The 17,782-nt window shown below is 30.7% G+C and carries 13 protein-coding genes; 6 read left to right on the top strand and 7 right to left on the bottom strand.

Annotation, left to right across the window (positions count from 1 at the left end; translation table 11 throughout):
• Window positions 1-14 precede the first annotated feature (14 nt).
• On the bottom strand, window positions 15-2,546 hold the full coding sequence (gene gyrA / locus H0I28_RS01580; RefSeq protein WP_218760205.1) for a DNA gyrase subunit A: 2,532 nt from the start codon (window positions 2,544-2,546) through the stop codon (window positions 15-17).
• A 274-nt stretch (window positions 2,547-2,820) separates the two neighbouring features.
• Between gyrA and H0I28_RS01575 the strand changes: the two genes are divergently transcribed.
• The 6 genes from H0I28_RS01575 (at window position 2,821) to H0I28_RS01550 (ending at window position 10,979) form a co-directional block, all read left to right on the top strand.
• Window positions 2,821-5,385 carry an ATP-dependent Clp protease ATP-binding subunit gene (locus H0I28_RS01575; RefSeq protein WP_218732943.1) on the top strand — a complete coding sequence of 855 codons (2,565 nt, stop codon included), beginning with the start codon at window positions 2,821-2,823 and terminating at the stop codon, window positions 5,383-5,385.
• Window positions 5,386-5,498: 113 nt separating this feature from the next.
• Window positions 5,499-5,969, top strand: a complete 471-nt coding sequence (locus H0I28_RS01570) for a hypothetical protein (RefSeq protein ID WP_218752526.1) — start codon at window positions 5,499-5,501, stop codon at window positions 5,967-5,969.
• Window positions 5,966-7,348: a M64 family metallopeptidase gene (locus H0I28_RS01565; RefSeq protein ID WP_218760204.1), complete on the top strand. Its 1,383-nt coding sequence runs from the start codon at window positions 5,966-5,968 to the stop codon at window positions 7,346-7,348. Before H0I28_RS01570 ends, H0I28_RS01565 begins: the two co-directional genes overlap by 4 nt.
• Window positions 7,349-7,532: 184 nt before the next feature.
• Window positions 7,533-8,693 (top strand): DUF3095 family protein, encoded by a 1,161-nt coding sequence (locus H0I28_RS01560; protein ID WP_218760203.1) that lies wholly within the window; start codon window positions 7,533-7,535, stop codon window positions 8,691-8,693.
• A gap of 147 nt (window positions 8,694-8,840) precedes the next feature.
• Complete coding sequence (locus H0I28_RS01555; protein WP_218732939.1) at window positions 8,841-9,578, top strand: NYN domain-containing protein; 738 nt, start codon at window positions 8,841-8,843, stop codon at window positions 9,576-9,578.
• Between the two features lie 369 nt (window positions 9,579-9,947).
• Window positions 9,948-10,979: a TlpA disulfide reductase family protein gene (locus tag H0I28_RS01550; protein ID WP_218760202.1), complete on the top strand. Its 1,032-nt coding sequence runs from the start codon at window positions 9,948-9,950 to the stop codon at window positions 10,977-10,979.
• A gap of 72 nt (window positions 10,980-11,051) precedes the next feature.
• Here H0I28_RS01550 and H0I28_RS01545 read toward each other — a convergent pair whose 3' ends face one another.
• The 6 genes from H0I28_RS01545 to H0I28_RS01520 form a co-directional block, all read right to left on the bottom strand.
• On the bottom strand, window positions 11,052-12,005 hold the full coding sequence (locus H0I28_RS01545) for an acetyl-CoA carboxylase carboxyltransferase subunit alpha (RefSeq protein WP_218732937.1): 954 nt from the start codon (window positions 12,003-12,005) through the stop codon (window positions 11,052-11,054).
• Window positions 12,006-12,079: 74 nt separating this feature from the next.
• Window positions 12,080-12,994, bottom strand: a complete 915-nt coding sequence (locus H0I28_RS01540) for a DMT family transporter (RefSeq protein ID WP_218760201.1) — start codon at window positions 12,992-12,994, stop codon at window positions 12,080-12,082.
• Window positions 12,981-14,078 (bottom strand): LptF/LptG family permease, encoded by a 1,098-nt coding sequence (locus H0I28_RS01535; protein WP_218732935.1) that lies wholly within the window; start codon window positions 14,076-14,078, stop codon window positions 12,981-12,983. The genes H0I28_RS01540 and H0I28_RS01535 overlap by 14 nt, the downstream gene beginning before the upstream one ends.
• 39 nt (window positions 14,079-14,117) lie before the next feature.
• Complete coding sequence (tgt, locus tag H0I28_RS01530; RefSeq protein ID WP_218732934.1) at window positions 14,118-15,248, bottom strand: tRNA guanosine(34) transglycosylase Tgt; 1,131 nt, start codon at window positions 15,246-15,248, stop codon at window positions 14,118-14,120.
• 321 nt (window positions 15,249-15,569) lie between these two features.
• Window positions 15,570-16,460: a 23S rRNA pseudouridine(2604) synthase RluF gene (gene rluF / locus H0I28_RS01525; protein WP_218760199.1), complete on the bottom strand. Its 891-nt coding sequence runs from the start codon at window positions 16,458-16,460 to the stop codon at window positions 15,570-15,572.
• A gap of 77 nt (window positions 16,461-16,537) precedes the next feature.
• The gene (locus H0I28_RS01520) at window positions 16,538-17,782 is read right to left on the bottom strand and encodes an outer membrane protein transport protein (RefSeq protein ID WP_218760197.1); all 1,245 of its coding nucleotides are present in this window, start codon (window positions 17,780-17,782) and stop codon (window positions 16,538-16,540) included.

Here is a 17,782-nt window from a genome sequence, read left to right as displayed (position 1 = left end):
TTATTAATTTATTGTTATTCTTGATTTTCATTTGAATCATTTTCAATTTCCGTGCCATTTTCTGTTTCGTCTTCAAGCTCATCTCCTTCAAGCTCTTCTACGACCTCTTCTTCATGAGCAACTTTAGCAACTGCAGCAATACTATCTGAATCTTTAATATTAATTAAACGAACTCCTTGCGTTGCACGTCCCATTACTCTTAAATCTTCTACAGCCATTCTAATCGTTAATCCAGATTTATTGATAATCATTAAATCGTTAGAATCATCTACATTTTTAATAGCTACTAAATTACCTGTTTTTTCAGAAATATTTAAAGTTTTAACACCTTTACCACCTCTATTGGTAATTCTATAATCTTCTAATTTAGAACGTTTACCGTACCCTTTTTCAGAAACTACAAGTATATTGCTCTCCATATCATTTACAGCAACCATACCTATTACTTCATCATTTTCATGCTGTAAAGTAATACCTCTTACTCCAGAAGCAGTTCTTCCCATTGGGCGCGTTTTTGCTTCTTCGAAACGAATAGATTTACCAGACGCTAATGCTAACATTACTTGACTGTCTCCAGTAGTTAACTTCGCTTCTAATAATTCATCTCCTTCCTTAATAGTAATTGCATTAATACCATTTGTTCTAGGTCTAGAATACTGCTCTAAAGAAGTCTTTTTAACCTGACCTTTCTTTGTTGCCATAATAACATAATGGTTATTTACATACTCTTCATCTTTTAAATCTTGAGTTACTAAAAATGCCTTTACACTATCATCTTGCTCTATATTAATAAGGTTTTGCATTGCTCTACCTTTGGTGTTTTTACCACCTTCTGGAATTTCATATACTCGCATCCAGAATACTTTTCCTTTTTGAGTAAAGAACATCATATATTGGTGGTTTGTACCAACAAATAAATGCTCTAAGAAATCTTCATTTCTTGTAGTTGCTCCTTTTTGACCTCTACCTCCTCTATTCTGAACCTTATATTCTTCTAAGTTTGTACGTTTTAAATATCCTGCGTTAGAAATAGTAACCACAACTTTCGTATCAGGTATCATATCTTCTATACGCATATCTCCACCAGCAAACTCTATTACAGATCTACGCTCATCACCATATTTATCTTTAATAAGTGCTAATTCTTCTTTTATAATATCGTATCGTCTTGGTTCGTTTGCTAAAATATCTTTTAAATCAGTGATGGTTAACATAATTTCATCATACTCTGCACGTAATTTATCTTGCTCTAGTCCTGTTAATTGACGCAAACGCATTTCTACAATTGCTTTCGCCTGAATTTCAGATAACTCAAAACGCTCAATTAAACTTTCTCTAGCTTCATCTGCATTATTAGAAGCTCTAATAATTTTAATTACTTCATCTATATTATCCGAAGCAATAATTAATCCTTCTAAGATATGTGCTCTAGCTTCTGCTTTTTTAAGTAAAAACTCAGTTCTACGAACAATTACTTCATGTCTATGTTCTACAAAATAATGAATTAACTCTTTTAAGTTTAATTGTTCTGGTCTACCATTAACCAAAGCAATATTATTTACACTAAAAGAAGTTTGTAATTGTGTGTACTTAAATAATTTATTTAAAACGATGTTAGGTATTGCATCACGTTTTAAAATGTACACAATACGCATTCCGTTTCTATCAGACTCATCACGAATATTCGCAATTCCTTCTAATTTTTTTTCATTTACAAGATCAGCAGTTTTTTTAATCATTTCTGCTTTATTCACTTGGTAAGGGATTTCTGTAACAACAATGCACTCACGTCCTTTAACCTCTTCAATAATAGCTTTAGCACGCATTACAATACGTCCACGACCTGTATGAAATGCATCTCTTACACCATCATAACCATAGATAATTCCTCCTGTAGGAAAATCTGGTGCGGTAATGTGCTGCATTAATTCATCGATCTCAATATCTCTATTATCAATATATGCCATGGTACCATTTATAACTTCTGTTAAGTTATGTGGTGCCATATTTGTTGCCATACCTACTGCAATACCAGAAGCTCCGTTTACTAATAAATTAGGAATACGAGTTGGTAAAACGGTTGGTTCTTGCAAAGTATCATCAAAATTTAATCGATGATCTACAGTTTCTTTTTCAATATCAGCCAACATGTCTTCTGATATTTTTTGCATTCGAACCTCAGTATAACGCATTGCTGCTGGCGAATCTCCATCTACAGAACCAAAGTTCCCTTGACCATCTACCATCATATAACGTACACTCCAACTTTGTGCCATACGTACCATAGAATCATATACAGAAGTATCTCCATGTGGGTGATACTTACCTAAAACTTCCCCAACAATTCTTGCGGATTTCTTATATGAACCTGTAGCTTTAATCCCTAACTCGTGCATACCAAACAAAACCCTTCTATGAACTGGCTTTAAACCATCTCTTACATCTGGTAATGCTCTTGAAACAATTACTGACATCGAGTAATCGATGTACGCAGCTTTCATCTGTTCTTCAATGTTAATCGGAATTAACTTTTCTCCGTCTGCCATATTTATATTTGATTAATTTTACGTCATTTTTTTAAAACAAGGCAAGTTACTATTTTTACTTGTTTTTACAAAGGTTTTAGCACTTGTAATTCAGTAGAGTTATCAACATTATTTCATAATTTTTAACAAGAATTTATTTGCTTGATTTACAAGAGTTTTCTACCTTGGTATCTTAGTCAAACTGTCAGTTTTTTTAGCATTGGCATCTTTTTTGTAATTATCTACAAAAAAAAGGACTAAATTTACAACACATCAATAATAGACAGATAGAAATATGGACGATAATTTTTCACCAAAGGTTAGAGATGTAATTACTTTCAGTAAAGAAGAAGCGCTACGTTTAGGGCAAGAATTTATTGGAACAGAACATCTTTTACTAGGTTTAATAAGACAAGGAGAAGGAAAAGCAATAGAAATATTAACAGCATTTGATGTTGATTTTGTTTTATTGCGTAAAAAATTAGAACAATTAAACCCTGTAACCCCAACGTTTACAGAAAGCACAGATAAGCCGAGTTTACGATTAACAAGACAAGCTGAAAAAGCCTTAAAAACAACTTTTTTAGAAGCTAAATTATATCAGAGCGAATCTATAGATACGGCACATTTATTACTTTGTATTTTAAGAAATGAAAACGACCCAACTACAAAGTTAATTCACAAATACCATGTAAATTATGATGAAGCTAAAACGCTTTACAAACAACTACATGTAGATGATATAGATTTACCGACAAACCCTATTGCAGAAACGCCTTCTGATGATGAATTTGCTTCAGAAAGATCGAATCCTTTTGACCAACCTCAAAAGGGAAAAACTGTAAAAAAATCGAAGACTCCGGTATTAGATAATTTCGGTAGAGATTTAACAGATTTAGCAGAAAAAGGAAAATTAGATCCGGTAGTTGGTAGACAAAAAGAAATAGAACGAGTTTCTCAAATTTTAAGTCGTAGAAAGAAAAACAATCCAATGTTAATTGGAGAACCAGGTGTTGGTAAATCTGCCATTGCAGAAGGTTTAGCTTTGCGAATTATTGAAAGAAAAGTGTCAAGAATTTTATTCGACAAACGTATTGTTTCTTTAGATTTAGCAAGCTTAGTTGCTGGCACAAAATACCGTGGTCAGTTTGAAGAACGCATGAAAGCCTTAATGAATGAACTTGAAAAAAATGATGATATCATTCTTTTTATAGATGAAATTCACACCATTGTTGGTGCTGGTGGAGCAACCGGTTCTTTAGATGCATCTAATATGCTAAAACCTGCTTTAGCTAGAGGAGAAATACAATGTATTGGTGCAACTACGTTGGATGAATTTAGAACGAATATCGAAAAAGACGGCGCGTTAGAACGTCGTTTTCAAAAGGTAATTGTAGATCCAACTTCAGTTGAAGAAACGATACAGATTTTACAAAATATAAAAAATAAATACGAAGAACATCACCATGTAAATTATACAGATGATGCTATTGAAGCTTGTGTAAAATTAACAAACAGATACATGACCGATAGATACCTACCAGACAAAGCTATTGATGCTTTAGATGAGGCCGGATCTAGAATTCATATTACAAACATCGTTGTTCCGCAACAAGTTTTAGAGTTAGAATCTAAGTTAGAAATTATTAGAGATCAAAAAACCAAAGCTGTAAACGGACAGAAATATGAAGAAGCTGCTAAGTTACGTGACGATGAAAAAAACATGGAAGCTGCTTTAAATTCTGCTCAAAACCAATGGGAAGAAGATTCTAAATTAAATAGAGAAATTGTAACTGAAGATAATGTTGCAGAAGTTGTTTCTATGATGACAGGAATTCCTGTAAATAGAGTTGCAGAAGCAGAAACTAATAGATTACACGAATTACCTGCCTTAATTAAAGGAAAAGTAATTGGACAAAATGAAGCGGTTACCAAAGTAGTAAAAGCAATACAGCGTAATAGAGTTGGGTTAAAAGACCCTAACAAACCAATTGGTTCTTTTATTTTCTTAGGACAAACTGGTGTTGGTAAAACACAATTAGCTAAAGTTTTAGCTCGTGAATTATTTGATTCTGACGATTCTTTAATTAGAATTGACATGAGTGAATACATGGAGAAGTTTGCTATCTCTCGTTTAATTGGAGCGCCTCCAGGATATGTTGGTTATGAAGAAGGCGGACAGTTAACTGAAAAAGTGAGAAGAAAACCATATTCTGTAGTTTTGTTAGACGAGATAGAAAAAGCGCATCCAGATGTGTTTAATATGTTGCTACAAATTTTAGATGACGGTCACATTACCGATAGTTTAGGTAGAAAAATCGATTTTAGAAATACCATAATTATTATGACTTCTAACATTGGTGCACGTCAATTAAAAGACTTTGGTGGTGGTGTAGGTTTTGGTACAGCTACTAAAGCAGCACAAGCAGATGAACACGCAAAATCTGTACTAGAAGGTGCTTTAAAGAAGTCTTTTGCACCGGAGTTTTTAAACAGAATAGACGACGTAATTGTATTTAACGCTTTAGAAAGAGATGATATTCATAAAATTATAGATATCGAGTTAGATAAATTATTACATAGAATATCAGATTTAGGCTACACTTTAAACTTAAGCGAAAAAGCAAAAGATTACATTGCAGACAAAGGTTTTGATAAAAAATATGGAGCAAGACCACTTAAAAGAGCGATACAGAAATACATTGAAGATGCTTTAGCAGAAGAAATTGTAAACTCTAAACTCTATGAAGGTGACACTATAAATATGGATTTGGATGAGAAGGAAAACAAACTCACCATTACCATTGAAAAAGGTGAAAAGAAACCTGAAACAAGGACAGAGACCGAAAAGGAATCTTAAAAACTATAAAAATCCCAAACGAAAGTTTGGGATTTCTTTTTTCTATAAAAGAACATTTTACTCTCTATTGTCTTTTAATTGAAATAGGCTAACTTTGCTTATTTATAATTAAAATGAAATCTATTTACTTACTTTTATTTCTAGTTTTAGCAAGTTGTACTTCTATAAAAAAGAATACTACGAACAATTCTACCATTAAGGAAACTAAACCTATAGACTCTCAAATTATTTTCTTAACTTATAAAGTTTCTAAGGATAAAAATATAGAACTTACTTTTATTGATAAAATAATTACAGTAGGAAGTCTTAAAAAGAATTTCAAAAAAAGAACTAGCAGTAGTCCTGGAGATTTAATCTGTATTCAACAAGATGTAAATTCTGTAGCTATTGATAGTATTCAGATAGAAAATCCATTAATAAAAAACTTCGAGTACGCAGATGATTCTGGTAAATTAAGTCGAAAAACAATTGAATTAGATAGCACTACCCTATCTATTCGAATGGATTTAAAACCACAAACAAAATTTATAACACTTAAATTACTAAGAGAAACCAATAACAGTCTATTAAAAATACAATTATGAAAAAAACTCTACTCTTATCTATTCTATTTTTGTGCGCATCTGTTAACGCACAAACTTTTGATGTGACAACAATTACACAATCTGGCTCTAATGATAGTAGAATTAATGTTGTAATTCTATCAGACGGATATCAAAGTACGGAACTGAATCAATTTATAACAGATGCTACTAATTTTTCAAATGCTCTATTTGCAGAAACACCTTATAAAGAATATAAAAATTATTTTAATGTGCATGCCATAAAAGTACCATCTAATGAGAGTGGCGCAAAACATCCTCGTACAGCATCAGATGAAGCTACTTCTAACAATCAACCTGCAGCTACTGTAGACAATTATTTTGAATCGACTTTTGATGCGTATGGCGTTCATCGACTTTTGGTTGCTAACAACGCTAAAGTAAACACTGTTTTAGCTAATAATTTCCCTAATTACGACATTGTTTTAGTGTTAGTAAACAGTCCGTATTATGGTGGTAGTGGTGGTGAAATTGCAGTAGCATCCTTACATGCGTCAGCTAACCAAATTGCTATACATGAACTAGGACACTCTTTTGCAAATCTTATTGATGAATATTACCCCGGAGATATTTATGTAAGAGAAGGCATAAACATGACCCAAGAGACGAACCCTACAAATGTAAAATGGAAAAATTGGATGAACCTAAATGGAGTTGGCATTTATCCGCATGGCACATCCGGAACGGCTGCAAGCTGGTATAAGCCTCATCAAAATTGTAAAATGGAATCTTTAAATAGTCCTTTTTGTTCAGTTTGTACAGAGGGAACTATAGAGCAAATACACTCTTTAACTTCGGTAATAGAAAACTATTCACCACAAAATACAGGTTCTATAGATTTATCTACACCTATAGATTTTACAATAAACACTATAAATCCACTTCCAAACACCTTAGACATTTCATGGACTTTAAACGGAACAGTAATAAATAGTGAAGACTATACGGTCTCTATTTCAAAAGAAGATTTAACGAGTGGAAATAATCAACTACTAGCAACTATTGAAGATAAAACTACATTACTTAAAGTTGACAATCATGAAACCGTACATTTTTCTACGACACTTTGGAATATCAATTCTAGTACTTTAAGTATCGATGATATCTCTACAAACAATTTTGACATCAAACTATTTCCAAACCCAACTCAGGATATTTTATATTTTGATGTTACCAACAATAATGAAGACTATAACGTGTTTATTAGTGATATTTCTGGAAAGCAATTGATTCAGAAAAAAATGAATAACGTAGGCGAAAATCAAAACATTCGAATAGGTACATTGCATTCTGGAGTATATTTTATCAACTTTACGTTTGCAAACGGATTACATATCTCTAAGAAAATAATTAAAGAATAAAAACGTTCCTTTTTTAAAACATAAAATTAGTTTCAAAAAAACTCAAAATATACATTTTGAGTTTTTTTTGTTTCAACCTTTTCATTATAATAACAAACCCACATCTTATTTAACTTCTTATTTATTTTAAAAAAAACTAACTTAGCAAACGACACATATATCTCATTAATCTGTATTTACAATAATGGAAAATATAAAATATTACACCCAATTAAAAAGTTCTAGTAAAACACTCGTTGATTTATTAGCAGATGAATCTGATTTCTCAGAATTACCAAATACTTGGCATGTAGTAGTTGTTGATATTAAAAATTCTACCAAAGCTGTTGATGAAGGAAAACATCATCAAATAAACTTAACAGCAACCGGAGCAATAATTTCTGTATTAAACACGATTAGAAAAGAGAAGAAAAACATAGAAATCCCATATTTTTTTGGAGGAGATGGCGCTACTTTTATTATACCAGCGTTACTTCTAAATAAAATTACCTTGGTTTTAGAAAATTACAGTCTTCATATTAAAAAAAACATCGATTTAATACTTAGGGTTGGACATATTTCTATAGAAGAATTATCAGAAAAAAAAGCTAATCTAAAAATAGTAAAACACCAACTAACAGATCAATTAGCAATTCCTATTATTTTAGGAAACGGTTTAAAAAAAGCAGAAGAAATCATTAAAAGTACTTTTACAAAAATAGAAGATATTGATTTTAAAAAAGACCTTTTAAACTTAGAAGGAATGGAATGTAGGTGGAAAGAAATAAACCCAAGACAAACCCAAAAGAAAGTGATTTGTTTATTGTTAGATACGGTAAACGAAAATAATCAAAGAGCTATTTATAGAGATGTACTTATAAAAATGGATACTATTTTTGGCACCTTCAACAATAGGCAACCTATAAAATCGAAAAATTTAAAATTAAATTTTAGCATTTCTAAAATATGGGAAGAAATGAAAGTTACACTTGCCAATAATAACTTAAAATATTTATTAAAAAATTGGTTTAAAACTTTGATTGGTAAATGGTACTTTAACATGTCTGAAGATGGAAAGCAATACTTAAATCAAATTGGTCAATTATCACATACTTTTATGTTAGACGGCATGATTAATACAATATTTACAGCAGAACAACCTAAAATAGATCTTTTTACAACCTACCTAAATCAACTAGAAAAAGAAAATAAAATTATTTATGGCATCCATGTAACACACGCTTCCGTAATGTCTTGTTACGTGTTAGATAGAAAAACAAAACATGCACACTTTGTAGATGGTACAGAAGGAGGCTACACATCTGCAGCAAAAATGTTTAAAGTAAAAATGAAAGCATTAAATTAGTTTGATTATTCAATTTTGATAAAAAACAAATATTTAGTACTTGTTGATTTTATGAAACCAAAAAACTAACTTTACTTTTTAAATTATAATTAATAGAATTGAAGACGCCGAACATACTTTTGTTCGCTACAATTACAAAACAAAAAAATGGCCCAAAACAATATAAATTTAGCAGTACTTATAGACGGAGACAACATACCGTCTGCTCACGTTAAGGAAATGATGGAAGAAATTGCAAAGTATGGCAACCCAACTATTAAAAGAATTTATGGAGATTGGACGAGTCCGCATTTGTCTAAATGGAAAAATTTACTGTTACAAAATGCGATTACTCCTATACAGCAATACGCATATACTACCGGAAAAAATGCCACCGACTCTGCCATGATCATTGATGCGATGGATATTCTATATTCAGAAAAGGTAAATGGTTTTTGCTTAGTTTCTAGTGATAGCGATTTCACAAAACTAGCAACTCGATTAAGAGAAGCAGGTCAGCAAGTTATTGGTATTGGAGAGAAAAAAACCCCAACTCCCTTTATTGTTGCTTGTGATAAATTTATCTATATAGAAATTCTTAGAAAGCAAACCGAAAAGAAAGAAAGTGTTAGCACAAAAGAAAATGAAAAAGATAGCGTTGACAAAATAACGTCAAAAGTAATTAAACTAATCTCTTCTACTATTTCAGATTTATCTGATGAAGAAGGTTGGGCATTTCTTGGTGATGTAGGTAGTTTACTTCAGAAAAAACAACCTAATTTCGATTCAAGAAATTATGGTTTTGACAAATTAACTCCGCTTATTAAGTCTATTGGTAAATTTGACTTAGACCAAAGAGAAAATTCTAAGAGCAGACACAAATTAATTTTTGTAAAAAATAAATAGTTTAAAGTTTTACTTAAGCAATTGCCTTAAACCAATAATTAAAAAAGCAACAAATTAAGAAATTGCAATAATATCATATTATAAAGCACCTTTTCTTCTACTATAAAACTCTAGATCTTATCACCTAAATAAGAACTAGAGTTTTTTTTTATTCTTTTCATTTCAGTATTCAAAAGTGCCAACTTTTTTATCCGAAGAAAAAATTCTTTAATTTTAGTAAAATCTAATAGAAGAGAATTTAAATAAAAAGGTTGCTAATTTTTTTAATTGCTATTCTAAAAGTAATTTCGATTGCATTCTTGTAAATTATTTAACTATTTTATTTACACATATACCATATATTTGTAATTAAATTTAAGCATAAAAAAAATGAAAAAATTAACACTTGCACTTTTTACACTATTAGCAATTGCTTCTTGTACAAAAGAACATTCTAAAGAATACGTTTCTTTATCTGGTAAATTAGAAAATAACACAGATTCTATTCTAACAATTTCTAGTAGAACAGGTATCCTTAAAACAATTACAATTAATAAAGATGGTTCTTTTAAAGACTCCTTAAAAGTGCCAAAAGTAGATGTTTATACATTTCAAACTAGTGCTCAAAAAAGAGCTCCATTATATTTAAAAAATGGGTTTGACATTACGGTAAAAGGTGATTCTGAAGAATTCATGAAAAGTTTCAAGTATTCAGGAGCTGGATCTTCTAACTCTAATTTTATCATTGCACAATTAGAACAAAGTGAGAATATAGGAAACCCTGCAGATCTTTTTGCTTTAGACCAAGAAGCTTTTGAAGCTAAAATGACCTCATTAAAAAAAGATTTTGATAGTATTTTATCGTCTTATGATGATTTAGATAGTTCTTTAGTAGATATGGCTTCTAAACAAAATACACAAATGTTTGAGTACTTTGAAAAAACGTATGTATCAAATAAAAGTATGGGAAAAGGAAACGTTTCTCCTAAATTTGAAGATTATGTAGATGTTAAAGGAGGTAAAAAATCTTTAGATTCTTTTAAAGGAAAATATGTATATATAGATGTTTGGGCAACTTGGTGCGGACCTTGTATTAGAGAAATACCGTCTTTAAAAAGTATAGAAAAAGAATTTCATAATAAAAATATAGAATTTGTTAGTATTTCTACTGATGAGTCTAGAAGAAGTGGTGGTTCTTGGGAAGCTGCAGAAAAAAAATGGAGAGACTTTGTAAAAGACAAAGAATTAAGTGGTGTTCAACTTTGGGCAGGACAAGATTTTAGTTTTCAGCAAGCGTATCAAATTTCTGGTATTCCAAGATTTATTTTAATTGATCCACAAGGAAATATTGTAGAAGCAAATGCACCAAGACCTTCAGATCCTAGATTAAAATCTTTATTAGAGTCTTTAGATAATATATAATTAAATATAAATTGCTAAAAAAGGCGAAATCTACATGTAGATTTCGCCTTTTTTGTGCTTAGTAATAAGAGATTACTCTTTGTAAACTCCCATTGCAGCATATTTATCCATTCTTTGAGAAACTAAATCCGTATCATTTAAATCTTTTAACTCATCAAATGCAGTAAGAATTTGTTCTTGTACCGCTTTAAAAGCTCCTTCTCTATCAGTATGCGCTCCACCTATTGGTTCAGCTATAATTCCGTCAATTAATTTTAACTTCTTCATATCTGTACCTGTTAACTTTAATGCAGCAGCAGCTTGTTCTTTATATTCCCAACTTCTCCATAAAATAGAAGAACAAGATTCCGGAGAAATAACAGTATACCAAGTATTTTCCATCATATAAACTCTATCACCTACTCCAATACCTACAGCACCACCAGAAGCTCCTTCTCCAATAACAACGGTAATAATTGGTGTTTTTAAACGAGTCATTTCTAAAATATTTCTAGCTATCGCTTCACCTTGCCCACGCTCTTCTGCTTCTAAACCAGGATATGCACCAGGTGTATCTAATAAAGTAACCACAGGAATACCAAACTTCTCTGCCATTTTCATTAAACGCAACGCTTTTCTGTAACCTTCAGGGTTTGCCATCCCAAAGTTTCTATACTGACGCGTTTTTGTATTGTACCCTTTTTGTTGACCAATAAACATAAAAGATTGATCTCCAATTTTACCCAAACCACCAATCATGGCTTTATCATCCTTTACATTCCTATCTCCATGAAGCTCCATAAAGGTGTTTCCGCAAATAGCTTTAATATAATCTAAAGTATAAGGTCTATTAGGGTGTCTAGATAATTGAACTCTTTGCCAAGGTGTTAAATTCTTATATATATCTTTCTTAGCTTTGTCTAATTTCTTTTCGATTTTCTTACAAGTAGCACTTACATCTACATCACTTTCTTTACCAATTATTTGGCATTTATCTAGTTGATCTAAAAGCTCTTTAATAGGCATTTCAAAATCTAAATATTCCATATTGTAATTATTTGATTTTAGTTGTTTGAATAGACAAACATACTATAAAATTAGTTGTTTTTTTTAAAAAGAAGTTACTTTTTTCTAACAGTCTTTGCTTTAATCTTATTTCTTATCACCGTTTTATTCTTTATAATTCCGTTTAATAAAACTACAAAGAGTACTATAAATGCTCCAAAATAAAATTCTGGATTCATTTTTTCTTTTTCACCAAATATAAATAATGCTAAAACAATTGCATAAATAGGTTCTAAATTAATGGTTAGCATTACCGTATATGGCGATATATATTTCATTATTTTAACAGAAGCTATAAATGCATACGCAGTACAGATACTACTTAAAATTAAAAGGTATATCCAATCTGAAGTTGGAATTATAAAAAAAGAGACAGAGAAACCATTTGTAACTAAAAGATAAACAGTTATAAAAAGCACCCCAAAAACTAATTGATATAATGATATTGTATTTGCAGCATATTCTTTAATAAAAAGACCATTAAACACAGAGAACAATGCACTTAAAAAGGATGCAATTAACGCATAGATAATTCCTAATTTATATTGACTCTCAAAATTAAAGATGATATAAAGCCCCAAAATAACAATTAAGCCCAACACCATTTCTAATGGATTAATTCTTCTTTTATAGAAAATAGGTTCTATTAAAGCGGCAAAAAATGCACCAGTACTTATAGTTACTAGCGCAACAGAAACATTAGAAACCTTTATGGCTTTAAAGAAAAAAATCCAATGTAGGGCAATGATAACTCCTGTTACAAAGAACTTTAAAAGTCCTTTTTTGTCAACTTTAAATGATTTTTTTTTGATAATAAAATAAAGTACAATAAAAAGTACCGCTAAAGACATTCTGTACCAAACTAACGGTATGGCATCTAAGCTAATTAATGCGCCTAAAATTGCAGTAAACCCCCAAATAAAAACGATAAGGTGTAACTGTAAATAATTGTTTAACTTATTTTCTTGCATTATAGTAGAGATAAATAGCTACGCAGCCAAAAACAATATTCGGAAGCCAAACATAAAGTAGAGAGTTAACACCAGCAACAGCACCTAAAACCTCAGCTATTTTCATTAAGAAAACGTACATAAACATGAGCCCAATTCCTATAGCCAAATTGACTCCAGTACCACCTCTTCTTTTTCTAAAAGCCAAAGCAACAGCAATAATTGTTAAAATATAAGAAGCTATTGGTAAGCTTGTTCTTTTATAAAACTCTACTAGATATGCATTTAAGTTTTTAACACCTCTCTTTTTAGAAACACCAATAAATTCTTGTAATTCTCCAGAAGGCATTTCTTGTGCTAAGGCAGATTTATAAATTAAATCTCTTGGTGTAAAGTTAAAAACAGTATCTATTTTACTCCCTGAAAAGATACTATCTCTGTCTTTAAAAATTTTACGTAATTTCCAATTAGATAAGGTAAAAGTAGAAGTAGAATCGGTTTTTTTATAACTTATTCTATCAGCAACTAGTTTCGATTTCATTTCTATACCATCATATACTTCTGATGTAAAATCATAACCTGAATTAGATTCTGTATCAAAACTACGTATAAAGATGTAGGTGCTATCTGTAAGTTGCAAACTAAATTCTCTTACATATTTTAACTCGTGCTTTTGCCTGTTACTTTTAATATACTCTCTTTCAAACTTTTTTCTTTCCTTACTACTATTAGGAACCACAAAATGATTCATTCCTAAAGAAATAATTGTTACTAAACTAGCTCCAACAAAATAAGGATATAAAAAACGTGTAAATGAAACTCTTGCATTTGTAATGGCAATAATTTCGGTATTATTAGATAGTTTAGAAGTAAATAAAATTACAGCAATAAATAATGCCAAAGGCATAAATGTATTGGCATAATAGATGATAAAATTCTTGTAATATTCATCTATAATTTGGTACAATCCTAAATCTGCATGCTCTAAAAAGTTATCAATCTTTTCTGATATATCTATGGCAATAGCAATAGGAATCAAGATTAATAAGGTGAACAAGAAAGTTACCAAAAATCGTTTTAATATGTACCAGTCTATTATTTTCAAAAGCGTAGCTTTATTTTGTAATTTAGAATATGTAAATAATTACAAACGTTTATCCATTTGTTTTACCATCATATCTTTCCACTCTCTAAAATCTCCTGCTAAGATATGTTTTCTTGCTTCGCGTGTTAACCAAACATAGAAACCTAAATTATGAATTGAGGCAATCTGTTTTCCTAACATTTCTTTTGCTGCAAATAAATGGCGTAAATAGGCTTTAGAATACATGGTGTCTACTCCTGTAATTCCCATATCGTCTATTGGACTAAAATCTTCTGCCCATTTTTTATTTTTAATATTGATAGAACCGTGTGCTGTAAACAACATTCCGTTTCTAGCATTTCTTGTTGGCATTACACAATCGAACATATCGATACCTAAAGCAATATTCTCTAAAATGTTAATTGGAGTACCAACTCCCATTAAATACCTTGGCTTATCTTCTGGTAAAATTTCTGTAACAACCTCCGTCATTGCATACATTTCTTCCGCAGGTTCCCCTACTGAAAGTCCGCCAATTGCATTTGCTTGCTGACCGGAATTTGCAATATATTCTGCAGATTGTCTACGTAAATCTTTATACGTACTACCTTGTACAATTGGCATAAAAGTTTGCTCGAAACCGTATTTATAAGGTAATTTATCTAAGTGGTTGATACATCTCGTTAACCATCTATGTGTCATATGCATAGATCGTTTTGCGTAATTATAATCACAAGGATATGGAGTACACTCATCAAATGCCATAATAATGTCTGCACCAATAGTTCTTTGCGTTTCCATTACATTTTCTGGTGTAAAATGATGCGTAGAACCATCTATATGACTTTTAAACTTTACTCCTTCTTCGTTTATTTTTCTTCTTCCAGAAAGAGAATATACTTGGTAACCACCAGAATCTGTAAGAATATTTCTATCCCAATTCATAAACTTGTGCAAACCACCTGCTTTTTCTAAAATATCTAAACCAGGACGTAAGTATAAGTGATATGTATTTCCTAAAATAATATCAGGATTTATGTCGTTTTTTAATTCTGTTTGATGTACTCCCTTTACGGTTCCAACAGTTCCCACAGGCATAAAAATAGGAGTTTCTATTACTCCGTGATCAGTAGTTATTACTCCTGCTCTTGCCTTACTTTTTGGGTCGGTAATTTTTAAGTCGAATTTCAATCGTTTAATTTTTGATGATTTTTGTAACTATAATTAATTACAAAACTTTAGAACCTATATAACTATCTGGTTCTCTCATTTATTTATTTTTTTAAATAAATTCCATTTCATTGCCTGCAAAGATACTATTATTTAAGAATTGATAAATAAAATGAACTGTTATAAAAAAGGCAAAAAGTTAAGGATTTATTTTTGTTGGCTAAAACGTGCGTTAAGGATTGCAGCGGCATCCTTTTTTAATAGTATTTATGCTTTTTGCATACATGCTATTAAAAAAGATATAGCGTAAAGCCTGACCTACAAGGTAACGCCCAAAAAAGATTACCAGCGTTTCTTTTTAGAGGAAGCACCAGCATTATTTCTTTTACTTTTTGGTGATGATTTTCTAAAAGAAGCACTTTTTTTATTGAAATCGTTTTTAGTAGGAGCTGCTTTTTTCTTAGAAACTTGCTTTTTAGGCTTCTCTTTTACTACAGATGCTTCTTGTGTTTTTGATGAACTAGAAATCATTTTATTAATTTCTTTCATTTCTTCATCTGTTAATTCTCGCCAATCTCCAGATTGTAGATAACCAAGTTCAACATTCATTATTCTAGTACGTTTTAACTTAGTTACTTCGTAATCTAAGTATTCGCACATTCTACGAATTTGACGGTTTAACCCTTGCGTTAAAATGATTTTAAAAATTTTATCGCTTACTTTTTCTACTAGACATTTTTTGGTCATAGTACCTAAAATAGGAATTCCACTCCCCATTTTATTAATAAAATCATCTGTGATAGATTTATCTACAGAAACAAAGTACTCTTTCTCGTGATTGTTACCTGCACGTAGAATCTTGTTAACGATATCTCCATCATTTGTTAAAAAAATTAATCCTTCAGACGGTTTATCTAAACGGCCAATAGGAAATAATCTTTCTGGGTAATTAACGTGTTTTACAATGTTATTTGGTTCTCTATCATCGGTAGTAGAAACAATACCTACTGGCTTATTTAAAGCAATATATAGCGTAACATTTTTAGGCTCTACTAATCGTCCGTCTAACTTTACAACATCTTTTTTAGCAACTCGGTTTCCTAATTGAGTTGGTTTACCGTTGATGGTAACTCTACCTTCATTTATAAATTTTTCTGCCTCTCTACGAGAGCACATACCAGAAGAACTGATATATTTATTAAGGTTTGTCGATTTTTGATTTGTAGTGTCCAAAAGAAAATAATTTTGTGCAAAAATACAAATTATTTAAAGGGATTACCGCACTTATTTTAAATTACAAAGCTATTTGTTTAATCTATTTTCTTTTTATTAAACCATTGACCAACAAAGTTTAGGTTTAAAGTAATTTTATGAAAGTTTTCTTGAATTAAATTGCTATCTAAAGTACCTTCTCTACCGTAAGAATAAGAAATATTAAAATTATCATTACTATATTTTTTCATTGGTAAACCTAGTCCAAAAGACACAAAATAACTATCTATTTGTTGGTTAGAAATTTTTAAAAAACCTGTATTATAATTAATACCTGCTCTATATTTTACGTTAGACCAATAATTATATTTTGTTGATGTAGACACGTATTCTACTCCAAAAGCATAAATAGATTGGTCTGCATAACTTTCGTTATTTTGCGGTTGAGAAGTATCGCTCCAAAGTAATTTTCGGTAATCTAAACTTGTTGTAATTTTTTTATTGATCACAGAAGTAAGTCCTACTCCGTAGGAAAACGGCAGTTCAAAATTCTCTAAATCATTTTCTACATCTTCTTCGATACTTATTGAGGTTCCGTTAGAAGATGTTTTATAAGAAGTTCTTGTTTGTGTTCCTCCTAAAGATGAAGGCAATTCTAACGTAGCTCCAATAGTGTTTTTTAAACCTTTAATTGATGGTAGTTTATATTGAAGTCCGGTTTTTAATTTTACTCCGCCGTAATGATTTTGATCACTGATAGAAACTAAAGAACCTGTATACGCTATACTTTCTTGATTGATAGACCCAAAAAGAAAAGCTACATCTACACCTAAAGATAAATTTTTAATCACTTTAAAACCCGTAGATAAATAAAATTTATTTAAACCTCCTTCTCCTGTAATTCTAGTAACATAAGTATCTGCAGAACCTTCAATAGCATTTTCTACATCTATATTATACCCTGTTTTTGTATACGGAAGCAAACCAATACTCATACCCCAACCTTGTTTTATAGGAAACGCAATAGCAAGGTGAGAGATGTTTCCATTGGTACTACTTTCACTAACACTATTTGTTTGTAAGGTAGAATATGTACCATTTAAACCAAATTCATATAAAAAAGATTTTGGTAAAATACTACTTAAACTCGCTGGGTTAAATAAATTTATTTCAAACGGATTAGCTTGTGCAATACCTGTGTTTCCTAAACCGGTTAAACCTCCTGTAGCTGTTTTATTTTCTACACCTAAACCAAATAATGAATAGGGTGTATTTGTATTACTTTGGGCAAACAAAGCGTGTCCTGAAACTACTAATACTAGTAATAATATCTTTTTTCTCAT

Origin of the sequence: Polaribacter sp. AHE13PA (genome assembly GCF_019278505.1) — a bacterium.
Taxonomy (GTDB): Bacteria; Bacteroidota; Bacteroidia; order Flavobacteriales; family Flavobacteriaceae; genus Polaribacter.
This window is presented reverse-complemented; position numbering and strand designations above follow the sequence as displayed.